Annotated in this window: 10 protein-coding genes; 5 read left to right on the forward strand and 5 right to left on the reverse strand. The window is 41.7% G+C overall.

Features of this window, described 5'->3' with window-relative positions; translation table 11 throughout:
* The first annotated feature begins 64 nt into the window (after positions 1-64).
* Positions 65-679 (forward strand): YecA/YgfB family protein, encoded by a 615-nt coding sequence (locus OCV39_RS04430; RefSeq protein ID WP_113795901.1) that lies wholly within the window; start codon positions 65-67, stop codon positions 677-679.
* Positions 680-828: 149 nt separating this feature from the next.
* Here the strand turns inward: OCV39_RS04430 and dsbB are convergent, their stop codons facing one another.
* Both dsbB and nhaB read right to left on the reverse strand, forming a co-directional pair.
* Positions 829-1353: a disulfide bond formation protein DsbB gene (gene dsbB / locus OCV39_RS04435; RefSeq protein WP_261889100.1), complete on the reverse strand. Its 525-nt coding sequence runs from the start codon at positions 1351-1353 to the stop codon at positions 829-831.
* 131 nt (positions 1354-1484) lie between these two features.
* Positions 1485-3074 carry a Na(+)/H(+) antiporter NhaB gene (gene nhaB / locus OCV39_RS04440; protein ID WP_261889101.1) on the reverse strand — a complete coding sequence of 530 codons (1590 nt, stop codon included), beginning with the start codon at positions 3072-3074 and terminating at the stop codon, positions 1485-1487.
* A 626-nt stretch (positions 3075-3700) separates the two neighbouring features.
* Between nhaB and fadR the strand changes: the two genes are divergently transcribed.
* On the forward strand, positions 3701-4540 hold the full coding sequence (fadR, locus tag OCV39_RS04445; protein WP_017051301.1) for a fatty acid metabolism transcriptional regulator FadR: 840 nt from the start codon (positions 3701-3703) through the stop codon (positions 4538-4540).
* Between the two features lie 187 nt (positions 4541-4727).
* Here fadR and metG read toward each other — a convergent pair whose 3' ends face one another.
* Positions 4728-6803 (reverse strand): methionine--tRNA ligase, encoded by a 2076-nt coding sequence (gene metG / locus OCV39_RS04450; RefSeq protein WP_261889102.1) that lies wholly within the window; start codon positions 6801-6803, stop codon positions 4728-4730.
* Between the two features lie 157 nt (positions 6804-6960).
* On the opposite strand from metG, the gene apbC reads away from it, so the two are divergent.
* From apbC to OCV39_RS04465, 3 genes are all read left to right on the forward strand, one after another.
* The gene (apbC, locus tag OCV39_RS04455) at positions 6961-8037 is read left to right on the forward strand and encodes an iron-sulfur cluster carrier protein ApbC (RefSeq protein WP_017051303.1); all 1077 of its coding nucleotides are present in this window, start codon (positions 6961-6963) and stop codon (positions 8035-8037) included.
* Positions 8038-8203: 166 nt separating this feature from the next.
* Positions 8204-8845: a uridine kinase gene (gene udk / locus OCV39_RS04460; RefSeq protein ID WP_017051304.1), complete on the forward strand. Its 642-nt coding sequence runs from the start codon at positions 8204-8206 to the stop codon at positions 8843-8845.
* 221 nt (positions 8846-9066) lie between these two features.
* Positions 9067-11172 (forward strand): AsmA family protein, encoded by a 2106-nt coding sequence (locus OCV39_RS04465; protein WP_261889103.1) that lies wholly within the window; start codon positions 9067-9069, stop codon positions 11170-11172.
* Positions 11173-11288: 116 nt separating this feature from the next.
* Here the strand turns inward: OCV39_RS04465 and cobO are convergent, their stop codons facing one another.
* Positions 11289-11894, reverse strand: a complete 606-nt coding sequence (gene cobO, locus OCV39_RS04470; protein WP_261889104.1) for a cob(I)yrinic acid a,c-diamide adenosyltransferase — start codon at positions 11892-11894, stop codon at positions 11289-11291.
* A gap of 275 nt (positions 11895-12169) precedes the next feature.
* Complete coding sequence (locus tag OCV39_RS04475) at positions 12170-13729, reverse strand: SulP family inorganic anion transporter (protein ID WP_113795907.1); 1560 nt, start codon at positions 13727-13729, stop codon at positions 12170-12172.
* Positions 13730-13917: the final 188 nt, after the last annotated feature.

The raw sequence follows: 13917 nt of genomic DNA on the forward strand, positions 1-13917 counted from the left end.
AACAAAATAGGCAGAGACGTTTATAATGTCTCGCAAATGGTATCTTTAAAAAGTTAAACAAGACATGTATCAATTACTGACATTACCCGACACAGATTTTCCTCTTTCAAGTGTGTATTTAGAAGGTGCGATTTTTGCGAGTAACCTAGCCACTAAACCTCTTGATCCTGAAGTTTGGTTACAGCCGCTGCTTGGTGAAGAGCTAAATACGGTGAAAGCCGTCGTTGTGGAGCAGATTAATAAACAGCACAACTTACTTCAGCGTAGCGAGTTTGAATTAACACAGTTACTTAGTGAGGGTGACTTCTCTGACAATTTAGCGGACTTCGCTGAAGGCTTTATGAATGTATGGCCTGTGATTGAGACACAGTGGGAAGAGGCAAACATTGGAGAAGGGAGTATGCGCATGTTGCAGGCATTCCTAACCACTCTAATGTTGGCGATTGATGAAGAGCAGACGCAACAGCAGATGAAAGAGGCTGGCTTTGATCAAGTCCCATCGCTTGCAGATTTTACTGATCAATTGGATGTCATGGTGGTAGAAGTAGCGCTTGCAGCAGATGAAGCGATGCTTGGCAATAAATCACAGATAGTTAACCCATTTAAGGGAATTGGTCGCAATGATCCTTGCCCATGCAACAGTGGGAAGAAATTTAAGCAATGTTGTAGTAATAAGTAGCGTTGCAGTAAATAGCCATATCGATTAAAGAAAGGGCTCATTACGCTAGCCAGCACGACTTAGTGGCGCTGAAGCGTAATGAGCTTTATACATTAAGAACTATCTACAAACTAAGAGCTATCTACAAATTAAGAGCTATCTGCAAAGAGTTAAGCTTTTGGCTGCTTAACAAATTGTGCAAGGATAATGATGGCAAGGGCCGCTAAATTACCTGCAAAAATGATAACGAGCCATTGCGGCATTGATAACGTTAAAAATTGCCAAACGACTTCACTGCAATCCCCATAAGCTTCAAACATCCACGGAACCCATTGGTTTAAAGGAGCCCAGTCAGGGAAGGTGACAAAGAGGTCACAAGTTGCGAAGGGAGAAGGGTTAAATTGATAATCCACATGTTGCATCGCTAACGCTAACCCTTTGTAGGCGCTTGCCCCCCAGGCCGCCAGTCCTAACCAGCGAATAATAGGATTTGATGGATTGATTAATCCTAATAATGCAGCACCACCAATCCCCATCATGGCAACTCTTTCATAAATACACATTACACATGGGGATAGCATAACAACATGTTGGAAGAACAGTGCGCATGCTTCGAAAAAAACGATAAAGATCAGTAAGAGAAGCCAAGACAGTCTGCGTGCAGAGAAAGCCTTAATAGCGGCAAGAGCATTCACAAATAATATCCTTCTATACTTAAGTTACTTGAATTTGGTCTGATCGAAAAAATGAAACGGACTAAAAATGAAAAAGCCCTGAATACTCAGAGCTTTTTATCTTGGATTAGTTTCGTAATCAACTAAAAAATTTAGTGACCACCTGAAACTGCCGATGTTGCGGATGGAATATGGTGAGAAATCCAACCTGCATCGTAAAAATAAGCTGTGGATGGTTCTAAGAAGAACACGATACCGACCAAACCAACAACAGCTAATACAACCGTATATGGAAGTGCCATTATGACCATTCGTCCGTACGACAAACGAATAAGTGGTGCTATCGCTGACGTTAGTAGGAATAGGAATGCAGCTTGACCATTTGGTGTTGCAACTGAAGGTAAGTTAGTACCTGTATTAATGGCAACCGCAAGTAAATCAAATTGATCTCGGTTGATTAACCCTTCAACTAACGCTGTCTTCACTTCGTTGATGTATACCGTTCCTACGAACACGTTATCCGACACCATAGAGAGCAAACCGTTTGCGAGATAGAAAAGCGCTAGTTGCGTTCCTTTATCTTCAACAGCCAATACAGCATCAATGATTGGCTTGAATAGTTCTTGATCGATGATTACAGCAACAATCGAGAAGAAAACCGCAAGTAAAGCGGTGAATGGAAGTGCTTCTTCAAACGCTTTACCTAAAGAGTGCTCTTCAATAACACCTGTAAATGCAGTGGCAAGAATGATAACAGAAAGGCCGATAAGACCAACGGCAGCTAAGTGCATCGCTAGACCAACAATTAGCCAGACCGCAATCGCGCCTTGAATCCAAAGTTTTGCTACGTCCTGATTAGTGCGGCTCTTACGCTCTGCTGTATCAAAGTCGACTAGAATCTTACGTACGTTATCTGGCAGTTCTGCGCCGTAACCGAAGACTTTTAGTTTCTCTACTAGGATACAAGTGATAATACCGCAAATGAATACTGGTACCGTCACTGGAGACATACGAATCAGGAACTCACCAAATAACCAACCCGCTTGATCGGCAATGATTAGGTTTTGAGGTTCGCCAACCATTGTGGTTACACCACCTAGGGCTGTACCAACACCGGCATGCATTAGAAGTGAGCGCAAAAATGAACGGTAATTTTCTAAATCGTCACGAGTTAGCTCAGAAAAATGCTCATCTTTCGTATGATCATGCGCTGAGTTAGTTCCTTGCCCAGAAGCAACTTTGTGATAAATCGAGTAGAAACCTACAGCTACGCTGATTACGACGGCAATCACGGTTAGTGCGTCTAAGAATGCTGATAAGAAAGCGGCTGCAAAACAGAAGGCAGCAGCGAGCATTGCTTTAGAGCGAATACCAAGTAGGATTTTGGTGAAAATGAACAGAAGTAGCTGTTTCATGAAGTAAATACCGGCAACCATAAAGATCAGCAATAGTAGTACTTCAATATTGGCAACAAGTTCGTGTTTAACTTGTTCAGGGCTTGTCATTCCGATGGCTATTGCTTCAATTGCAAGTAACCCACCAGGTTGTAAAGGGTAGCATTTTAGTGCCATTGCAAGCGTAAAGATAAACTCTACAACGAGCAACCAACCAGCAGTAAACGGGTCGACATAGAAAAAAACGAATGGGTTTATAATAAGAAAGGCAATGATGGCAAGTTTATACCAATCAGGTGCTTTACCAAGGAAGTTCTTGATAAACGCATTTCCGAGTGACATCGGCATGTTAATACTCTTAATGTTAGTAATGAATAGACATTGCAAAAGTGTTTGAAATTCATATAACGGAGCTGTACTAGATATCCATTATAAAACAGCGACTTAGAAAAATAACAACGCTATGGTTTATTATGTAATTTTGCCAAGTCACTTCCTAGTAATTACAAGCACTCCTTGCTTCGCACGCAACTCTACTCTTAGATAACATTTAGTCAACAAGAATTGTACCGACGTACGATATAAAGGCAATTTTTGTTAAAAAACGCGATCAGAGTAGTGTGTGCTTCTATAGATGTTTATGAAAATAGCGCATGGGTATCATAATCGTAATTAAGCATTCAAAAAAGATATTTAAAGCTATCTCTAAGGGAGATTTTTACAAAATTACATTGCAGATTGAGATTTGACAAATGTGACTAATATATCGGTTAATTTGTCGATTTTGTGTATTTAAGGGGGAGTGGCAAAATCTTTCTCTGGACTTAAAAAATTGTAAGGCTCTAAATTATATTAGAGTTTGTACTCTAAATGTTTTTGTGCTTACGATTCACTGAGAGATGTTTCCGCTGACACAAAACTAGTGGTATGATGAGTCTATCAATATAAAAAATTATAATCGGATACCAATATAAATGGTCATTAAGGCAAAAAGCCCTGCCGGCTTTGCAGAAAAGTACATTATCGAGAGCATCTGGAATGGCCGCTTTCCACCGGGTTCAATTCTACCCGCAGAGCGTGAGTTATCTGAATTAATTGGAGTGACACGAACCACCTTACGTGAAGTTTTACAGCGTTTAGCTCGTGATGGTTGGCTGACTATCCAGCACGGTAAACCAACTAAAGTAAACCAGTTCATGGAAACATCAGGTTTGCATATTCTTGATACTTTGATTTCCCTTGATAGCGACAATGCGACAAGCATTGTGGAAGATCTTTTGGCGGCTCGCTCTAATATCAGTCCGATTTTCATGCGCTATGCGTTTAAAGTGAATAAAGAAAGTTCTGAACGTACGATTCAAAATGTGATTGAATCATGTGAAAGTCTGCTTGCTGCTGAATCTTGGGATGCGTTTGTTGAGTCTTCTCCATACGCCGACAAAATTAAGCAAAGCATTAAAGATGACAACGAAAAAGATGAACAGAAACGTCAGGTTATCTTGATGGCGAAAACGTTCAATTTCTATGATTACATGCTGTTTCAACGATTAGCCTTCCATTCCGGGAACCAAGTTTATGGCTTGATTTTTAATGGTGTGAAGAAGCTATATGATCGCATTGGCAGTTACTACTTCTCTTGTCCGCAATCTCGTCAGCTAGCGCTGAAATTCTACCGTGATCTTCTTGAGATTTGTCAAAGCGACGAGCGCGATCAACTGCCAGCCTTAATTAGACAGTATGGTCTTGAAAGTGGATATATTTGGAACGAGATGAAAAAAACGTTACCAACTAACTTCACAGAAGATGATAGCTAAGAATCCCAATCGCACTGTTTGATTTCTTTCGAATTTGTACCAGAAAGGTCAACACACTGTATTTACAAAGCGTATGATTTTAAAGCGCATTGTAGCGTTTGAATAGTTATAAAAAAGCCAGTATCTCAATCAGATACTGGCTTTTTATTTGGTACGGCTTAGATGTGGACCAAGCCCTCCAGCGTGATTACATTACACGCATGCCAGGCTGTGCGCCTTCATGTGGCTCAAGGATCCACAGATCGCTGCCACCAGGGCCAGCGGCTAGGATCATGCCTTCTGACATGCCGAACTTCATTTTACGAGGTTTTAGGTTAGCAACCATTACGGTTAGCTTTCCTTCAAGCTCTTCAGGTTTGTACGCTGACTTAATACCAGAGAATACCTGACGGGTTTCACCGCCGATGTCCAGTTGGAACTTAAGCAGTTTGTTAGCCTTTGGCACTTCTTCACAAGAGATAATGCGAGCAATACGCATATCAACTGCAGCGAATGCATCGAACTCAATCTCATCAGCGATTGGATCTTTGTCTAGCTCGGTTTGGCTTGCTTTGTTCTTTTCTGCTTCCGCTTTCTCTTTCGCTGCAATTTCAACAGCAGCATCTTCTTTTGATGCTTCAACCATAGCTTCTACTTTCTTCGGATCAATACGAGCAAATAGAGCTTTGAATTTAGTGATTTCATGAGACGTTAGCGGTTGTGCAATACATTCCCACGTCAACGTTTCGTTTAAAAACGCTTCAGTGCGAGCAGCAAGCTCTGGCATTACTGGTTTGAGGTATGCCATCAATACGCGGAACAAGTTGATACCAACAGAAGAAACTTCTTGTAGCTCCTGCTCTTTACCTTCTTGTTTCGCTAGAACCCAAGGGGCTTTTTCATCAATGTATTGATTCGCTTTATCAGCAAGCGCTGTAATTTCGCGAATAGCACGGCTAAATTCACGAGTTTCGTAAAGTTCAGCAATGCGCTCAGAAGCCGCTACAAATTCAGCGTAAAGCTCAGGTTCTGCAAAGTTGTCCGCCAGTTTGCCTTCAAAACGCTTAGTAATAAAACCAGCGTTACGAGATGCAAGGTTAACGATCTTGTTTACAACATCAGAGTTTACACGTTGTGTGAAGTCTTCAAGATTCAAGTCTAGATCGTCAATACGGCTGTTAAGCTTCGCAGCATAGTAATAACGTAGGCATTCTGGATCTAAGTGATTTAGGTAAGTACCCGCTTTGATGAATGTGCCTTTTGACTTAGACATTTTCGCACCGTTTACCGTTACGTAACCGTGAACGAATACGTTATTTGGCTTACGGAAACCAGAGCCTTCAAGCATTGCAGGCCAGAACAGACTGTGGAAGTAAACAATGTCTTTACCGATGAAGTGGTACAGTTCAGTTTTGCTGTCTTTGTTCCAGTACTCATCAAAATCAAGGTCATCACGTTTGTTACATAGGTTTTTAAATGAACCCATGTAGCCAATCGGAGCATCTAGCCACACGTAGAAGAACTTGTCTTTTTCACCTGGAATTTCAAAGCCAAAGTATGGCGCATCGCGAGAAATATCCCACTGTTGCAAGCCAGACTCAAACCACTCTTGCATCTTATTTGCAGTTTCGTTTTGAAGAGAACCTGAACGAGTCCACTCTTTCAGCATGCTCTCAAATTGAGGAAGATCGAAGAAGAAGTGTTCTGAATCTTTCATTACAGGTGTTGCACCAGAAACTGCTGATTTAGGTTCAATCAGTTCTGTTGGGCTGTAAGTTTCACCACAGTTATCGCAGTTATCGCCATACTGATCCTCAGACTTACATTTCGGACATGTACCTTTCACGAAACGGTCAGGAAGGAACATCTCTTTTTCAGGATCGAATAACTGAGAAATCGTGCGGCTAGAGATAAAACCGTTTTTCTTCAGCTCAAGGTAGATATGAGATGCAAGCTCGCGGTTCTCTTCACTGTGAGTGCTGTGATAATTATTAAAGCTGATATCAAAACCTGCGAAGTCTTTTTGATGCTCTTCGCTGACTGCTGCGATCATCTCTTCTGGAGTAATACCCATCTGTTGCGCTTTAAGCATAATTGGCGTGCCGTGAGCGTCGTCAGCACAGATGAAGTTTACAGTGTTGCCACGTAAGCGTTGGTAACGTACCCAAATGTCAGCTTGGATGTGTTCAAGCATATGACCTAGGTGGATAGAACCGTTAGCGTACGGAAGGGCACAAGTTACCAGCAGTTTCCTTGAAGAAACGTTTTTTGGGTCAGTTGCCATACTTAATATTCGCTTTACTAGATAGGGATAAAAATTGATTGTTGATATTACCTTATGCGCCGCCTGACTCCAAGGCATGAGAGTGAGTAATACCTTAGTTTTTTTAGGGTTCTGTCAAAATCAATGAGGTGGTAGCATGAATAAAAAAGGAGCTTATATGCGTCAGTTTACGAGTAAACAAGATTTCTGTGATTGGTTGAATCAGTATCAGCATCCACTGCTGATTGAAAATTGGGCAAGTAGCGCGGGTATTGTCTCGGTGAAAGCGACAGGTACGTTTGATATCGCGATTCCATTTGCCTCCAAAGTGCTTCAGCAGTCTTTATCGACATGGATTGCAACAGAACAAGAACAGAAGAATGTGGCACCTTTTGAATATACGGTTTCTTGCGTAGTTAAGTCATTAGAGACAGAAGTGCCTCAAAGTATAAAAGGGGTCAAAAATATTATTGCTGTTTCTTCTGCCAAAGGCGGGGTAGGGAAATCGACCACTGCGGTCAACCTTGCACTATCACTGGCAACCAGTGGCGCAAAAATTGGTTTACTGGATGCGGATATCTATGGACCCTCTGTCCCAATGATGATCGGCAAGGTAGATGCAAAGCCAAGTGTTCGTGATAACAAATGGATGCAGCCGATAGAAGCATTTGGCATTTATACTCACTCAATTGGCTACTTGGTTGATAAAAATGAGGCGGCAATCTGGCGTGGACCAATGGCATCGAAAGCATTAGCTCAATTGCTAAATGAGACAGAGTGGCCAGAGCTCGATTACTTGGTGATCGATATGCCACCGGGTACAGGAGATATTCAACTCACTTTATCTCAACAAATTCCAGTGACAGGTGCTGTGATCGTTACAACACCACAAGACTTAGCATTAGCCGATGCACAAAAAGGTGTGGCGATGTTTGATAAGGTGCATGTACCTGTTGTCGGTGTCGTCGAAAATATGAGCTATCATATCTGTAGTCAGTGTGGTGCAAAAGAACATATATTCGGACAAGGTGGGGCGGCGCAGATGGCCTCGGAATTTGGGTTGTCAGTATTAGCTCAGATACCACTGCATATTGATGTAAGAAATGACATCGACATGGGGAAACCGACGGTGGTATCAAGACCTGATAGCGAACATGCGCAGCAATATCAGCTACTGGCTGATCGAGTTGCATGCAGCCTGTTTTGGCAGGGAAAAGTTAAGCCTGATGCAATTAATGTTATGACGATTAGCTAATAATGTGATCGCATCACTAATTTAGGATTTTATATGGTCTTTAATTGTACAAATACAATAAATACTCTGACTTAGGTCTCATCCTGACTAGTATCTGTTGACTGAAGTCCCTATAATTAGGCGGTTTATCTATTCCTATCACCATACAGTATTGGGTGCACAAATAATGTCTGATAATAATCAATGCGTCATCGTAGGTATCGCGGGCGCTTCTGCTTCTGGAAAAAGTCTGATCGCGAGCACCATTTATAATGAGCTACGTGAAAAAGTAGGCGACCATCAAATTGGTGTTATCACGGAAGATTGCTACTACAATGATCAAAGCCATTTGAGCATGGAAGAGCGAGTGAAAACTAACTATGATCATCCGAGTGCACTTGATCATGACCTACTATGTGAGCATTTAGAGCAGCTTATCAAAGGCGAAGCTGTAGATGTGCCAGATTACAGCTACACTGAGCATACACGTACTGAAAATTCAGTGACGTTGACGCCAAAGAAAGTGATCATTCTTGAAGGTATCTTATTACTGACTGATCCACGTCTACGTAGCCTAATGCATGCGACTATTTTTATGGACACACCTTTAGATATCTGTTTACTACGCCGTGTTAAGCGTGATGTAGAAGAGCGTGGTCGTACAATGGACTCTGTTCTTAAACAATATCAAGAAACAGTACGCCCAATGTTCATGCAGTTTATTGAGCCGTCTAAGCAACATGCGGATATTATTGTGCCTCGTGGTGGTAAGAACCGTATCGCAATCGACGTATTGAAAGCTCACATCGCTAAGTTGCTGAAAAGCTAAGTCATTAAAGCGAAGTCGCTATCAGTCATTTGCATAGAGTCAAATAACTATAGTGATCTTACCGACGTTATCATTACTTCAATTTGTTAGGTTGACAGAAAATTGTCTTAAACCTGAACGAGTTGAGTAAAATGAAAGCTGAATGTAAGTTGCATTTTTTATATAATAAGTGGCACTTTATGTGCCACTTTATTTTTGGATATTAATCAAGGAAAACGCTTATGAAAAAGTTACTGTTGTTCATTAGTGTGCCGATTTTCGTCATTGTTCTTGCAGTGGCCGCACTGGTGTTATTCGTCAATCCAAATCAATTCAAGCCACTTATTACTGAACAAGCACAAAAACAGACCGGACTGGAACTTAATATTTCCGGAGATATCGGCTGGACGTTTTTCCCTACCATTGGTTTTGAAATGGGGAAAACAGAGCTAAAGAATCCACAAGGGTTCAGCAACGATACTTTTTTCAAAGTAGACCGCGTTGGTATTGAAATAGATGTGACGCCACTGTTTAGCCAACACCTGAAGATCGGCAATATTTATCTAGATGGCGCTGAAGTTCATCTGGAAACGCTAAGTGATGGTAAATCTAACCTTGATGCGCTTACTCAAACTTCTTCAACCGCCCCTTCTGAAACCGTAGCAAATGAGAATCCGGCTCAAAGCGATGAGCAACCAACAGCCTCATCTAGCAGTGCATGGTCTATCGATTTAGCTGGCATTACAGTCACTAACGCGCTTCTTGAAATTCAAGATCATAAAGCCAAAACGTACACAAAACTCTATGATGTCGGCTTTAGCATGTCTGAGTTTAAAGCAGAACAGTGGACATTGATTCTTTTTGAAGCGAAAGGTAAAAATAATCAGCAAAATTTTACAGCCAAAGGAGAAGCTGAGCTTAAGCTTTCTAAAGGCTATAAGGAATATGCGGTTAGAGACATTGCATTTGATGCCACATTTGATGATGGCGTGAATATGATTAAAGACGCAAGAATCACGTTAGATCGATTTGAATTTGATCAGCCAAACTCGTTAGGTTATAGCGTTAAAGGTAACGCTGCGGATCTTGCACTTGATGTGAAAGGTGACGCAGTATTTTCTATTGATAGTGCAGTCTCTCTTCTTGCGGTTGAGTCACTCACACTAGATTCATCTTTTGTTGGAGATAGCTTGCCGCAGTCGCCAATGAAAATACAGATGAATTCAGACTTTAGCTTTGACATTAACAAAGGTTATTTGGACTTCGTTCTAGAAAAACTGACCCTAAATAAAATCCAGTTAGATGGTAAAGCGAATATTACGCTTGCTGATATTCCTAAAGTACGTTTTGCACTTCATAGTCCAAATATCGATTTAGATGAGTTTTTGGGGCTAGGGCAAGCAACGGACAGTAACAATAAGACGGACTCGGCAGGTAACGAACCATCCCCAGCGAAAGCAGGGCCTGAAGTTGAACCCGATCTGAGTGCTTTAAAAGGACTTGATGTTAAAGGCAAGATTACAATCGACAAATTTAAAGCGAACAATGCTCGAATGCAGAGTGTGAATACTGCGTTTTCTATTAATCGTGGTGTGGTTGATCTCCAATCATTTAGCTCAAACCTTTATCAAGGTTCAATTAAAGCAAGTGCCCGATTAGATGCTCGTAAAGTGCCAGCGACTTATAGTGCCAAAAAACAAATCATCGGCGTTAAAGTTCAGCCATTGCTTAAAGATGTGGCGAACAATGATAAGTTGGAAGGAAGCGGTAACATCAACGTTGATGTAAAAGGTAAAGGCTTAACGCCAACAGGCATAAAGAAAAATATTAGCGGGACGATCAAAATTAACTTTGAAGATGGCGCGGTAAATGGGATCAATGTAGCTCAATTGATTCGTACTAACTATGCCAAAATCAAAGGTGAAGAAGTTAAAGAGGGTAGCGAAGCTCAAAAGACTGACTTTAGTGCGATGACCGCGACGTTGACATTGAACAATGGTGAAGTCTCAACAAACAATCTAAACATGCAATCGCCACTGCTTCGGATCCACGGTGAAGGTAAAGCCAATTATATTAGCGAGACGGCTGACTTTCTAGTGAGAACATCGATTGTTGGTTCACTTGAAGGGCAAGGTGGTCAAAATATTGATGATCTTAAAGACGTAACGATCCCTGTTAAAATTACGGGAAAATGGGCAGACCCTAAGTTCAAACTTGTTTTTGATGATGTTTTAAAACAAAAAGCGAAGAAAGAGGTTGATCGTGGTGTTGAAAAACTCACCGATAAAATTAAAGACGAAAAGACCAAAGAAGCCGTCAATGGATTGTTGAAAGGTCTGTTTAATTAAGTCTGCTATTCAGATTCAACTTTAATAGATAAACGTCCCTGGATAGGGACGTTTTTTTGATCGCTAAATATTCGATGGCTAAGCACTAACAAGATAAGCACTCAAAGGTAATCGATTTACCAATCGACGCCTTTCAGGGCTTTAATACCTGATTCAAAAGCATGCTTTACATTTCTGACTTCAGATACGGTATCCGCAAGCTCAATGAGGCTACGGTGTGCCGCTCTGCCAGTGATAACAACAGATTGCATCTTAGGACGCTGCGTCAGTGCTTCAATGACTTCGTCGAGGTCGATGTAGCCGTAAGTGACCATATATGTCAGCTCATCCAGTAGCACCACATCAATAGAATCATCTTGCAGCATGCGTTTGCACTTTTTCCACACTAACTGTGCGGCATCGGTATCCGATTGCTTGTCTTGAGTCTCCCAAGTAAAGCCTGTTGCCATCACTTGAAATTCAACCCCAAGCTTTTCAAGTAAATTTCTTTCGCCATTATCCCAAGTTCCCTTGATGAATTGAGCAACAGAACAATTTAAGCCATGACCAACCGCTCTTGCGACGGTTCCAAACCCGGAGGTTGATTTTCCTTTGCCGTTGCCAGTGATCACAAGCAGTAGCCCTTTCTCTTCTTGCGCTGCCGCCACTCTTTCATCAACCTGATCTTTTACTTTCTGTTGGCGCGCTTTGTGTCGAGCTTCTTTATTGTCATCAATTGGCATAGGTATTCCTTTTCAGCCTAGTTTTTCAGAATAGTTTCCTTGCATGATAACGCAATGTTGGAGAGCTAAAAACCTTCAAAATTTGGGTGAATAGGCGCTAAGTTTCCTCTGTTGGTCAATAGGGACATATACAAAGAAATAATACAGGCAGATGTCGAGGTCTAAGAAGGTGGGGGCGGCAAGCCATGAGGCATAAAAATGATGAGATATAAAAACAAAGAGGTATAAAAAAGGCCAATGCAAATCGCATCGGCCTTTGATAGGTATAATCTAGATTAGCCAGCAAGTAAGTCGGTTGCAACTTTATAGCTAGGGTCTTCTTTTACATTGATTTCAACAAGGCTGCCTGCTTTATGAAGAAGAGCGCGGCAATCTTGGCTCAGGTGACGTAAATGTAGAGTCTTTCCTAACGCCGTGTAACGCTCTGCAATGGTTTCAATTGCTTCAATTGCTGAGTGATCAGTCACACGAGAATTTGCAAAATCAACGATAACGTCTGCAGGGTCATTTTGTGCGTCAAAAAGTTCTAAGAAGTTTGCCGCAGAGCCAAAGAATACAGGGCCGTGAATTTGGTAAACTTTTGAACCTTCTTCGTTTAGTGAACTGCTTGCGTAGATATGTTTCGCATGTTGCCAAGCAAACATAAGCGCTGAAGCGACAACACCTACTGCTACTGCAACGGCTAAGTCAGTCATTACTGTTACAACGGTAACCAAAACGATGACAAAGAAATCTTGTTTAGGTACGCGACGTGCAAGTTTAAATGTTGCCCATTCAAATGTACCAATTACAACCATAAACATTACACCAACTAATGCAGCTAGAGGAATCATCTCGATTAGGGCAGAAGCGAATAGGATGAAAATCAGCAGAGCAACAGCAGCCACAATACCTGATAAACGGCCACGGCCGCCTGAGTTAATGTTGATCATCGATTGACCAATCATTGCACAACCACCCATCGCACCAAAAACAGAACATGTCATGTTTGCGATACCTTGACCAACACATTCACGGTTACTTTGACCGCGAGTATTGGTCATTTCGTCTAGTACTGTCAGTGTTAGCAGTGATTCAATTAAGCCGATAGCTGCAAGAATAACCGCGTATGGCAAAATGATCTGTAGCGTTTCTAGAGTAAATGGTACAGAAGGGATTGAGAATGTTGGTAGTGAACCAGCAAGCGTTGCTGCTTCATCGCCCGACATGGTGCGTAGGAAATCCACAACAGTACGTGTTTCTAGATCTAGGCCAACGACAAGCGCCGTTACCGTGACAATCGCCACTAGAGAAGACGGGACAGCAGTCGTTAGCTTAGGAAGGAAATGGATAATACCCATCGTTAGAGCAACTAAACCAAGCATGATCGTCATTTGACCACTAGGAAGCCAAGTTAACGCTCCAGACATATCAGGCGCTTTAAATTGTCCTAGTTGTGCTAAGAAGATAACGATAGCAAGCCCGTTAACAAAACCGATCATTACTGGGTGCGGAACAATTCGGATAAATTTGCCAAGCTTAAATATGCCCGCTGCGATTTGCAGGATACCTGCAAGTAATACGGCTGCAAATAAATACTGAACACCATGTGTTGCGACAAGGCTGACCATTACAACAGCCATTGCGCCTGTTGCGCCAGAAATCATGCCTGGACGACCACCAAAGACTGAGGTAATTAAACCAACAATGAAGGCTGCGTATAGACCAACCATTGGGTCAACACCGGCAACAAATGCAAATGCTACGGCTTCAGGAACAAGAGCTAATGCTACTGTTAAACCTGATAACACATCGTTTTTTACAGAGTGTTTCGAAAATTGGGGGAATTCAAACATGGGGGCTCAGTATGCTAAAGATGGATTTTACCCGACACTAATTTCTATACGCGTACTAAACAGTGGTGGAAAAGAGCTGCATAAGAATCTGGTGTCGAGAACTTAAGTCGGCGCATGCTACCTAAAAGTGTGACTAAGTTCAAGAATGAACCGCATATTGGCTAAAAATCGTCACAAATACATGATCT

Source organism: Vibrio cortegadensis, from assembly GCF_024347395.1.
GTDB lineage: Bacteria > Pseudomonadota > Gammaproteobacteria > Enterobacterales > Vibrionaceae > Vibrio > Vibrio cortegadensis.

What these genes read in the sequence shown, in the direction of transcription:
- OCV39_RS04465 (WP_261889103.1), top strand. Translation starts at nt 9,067, where the DNA reads ATGAAAAAGTTACTGTTGTTCATTAGTGTGCCGATTTTCGTCATTGTT.
- udk (WP_017051304.1), top strand. Translation starts at nt 8,204, where the DNA reads ATGTCTGATAATAATCAATGCGTCATCGTAGGTATCGCGGGCGCTTCT.
- apbC (WP_017051303.1), top strand. Translation starts at nt 6,961, where the DNA reads ATGCGTCAGTTTACGAGTAAACAAGATTTCTGTGATTGGTTGAATCAG.
- OCV39_RS04475 (WP_113795907.1), bottom strand. Translation starts at nt 13,729, where the DNA reads ATGTTTGAATTCCCCCAATTTTCGAAACACTCTGTAAAAAACGATGTG.
- metG (WP_261889102.1), bottom strand. Translation starts at nt 6,803, where the DNA reads ATGGCAACTGACCCAAAAAACGTTTCTTCAAGGAAACTGCTGGTAACT.
- fadR (WP_017051301.1), top strand. Translation starts at nt 3,701, where the DNA reads ATGGTCATTAAGGCAAAAAGCCCTGCCGGCTTTGCAGAAAAGTACATT.
- OCV39_RS04430 (WP_113795901.1), top strand. Translation starts at nt 65, where the DNA reads ATGTATCAATTACTGACATTACCCGACACAGATTTTCCTCTTTCAAGT.
- cobO (WP_261889104.1), bottom strand. Translation starts at nt 11,894, where the DNA reads ATGCCAATTGATGACAATAAAGAAGCTCGACACAAAGCGCGCCAACAG.
- nhaB (WP_261889101.1), bottom strand. Translation starts at nt 3,074, where the DNA reads ATGCCGATGTCACTCGGAAATGCGTTTATCAAGAACTTCCTTGGTAAA.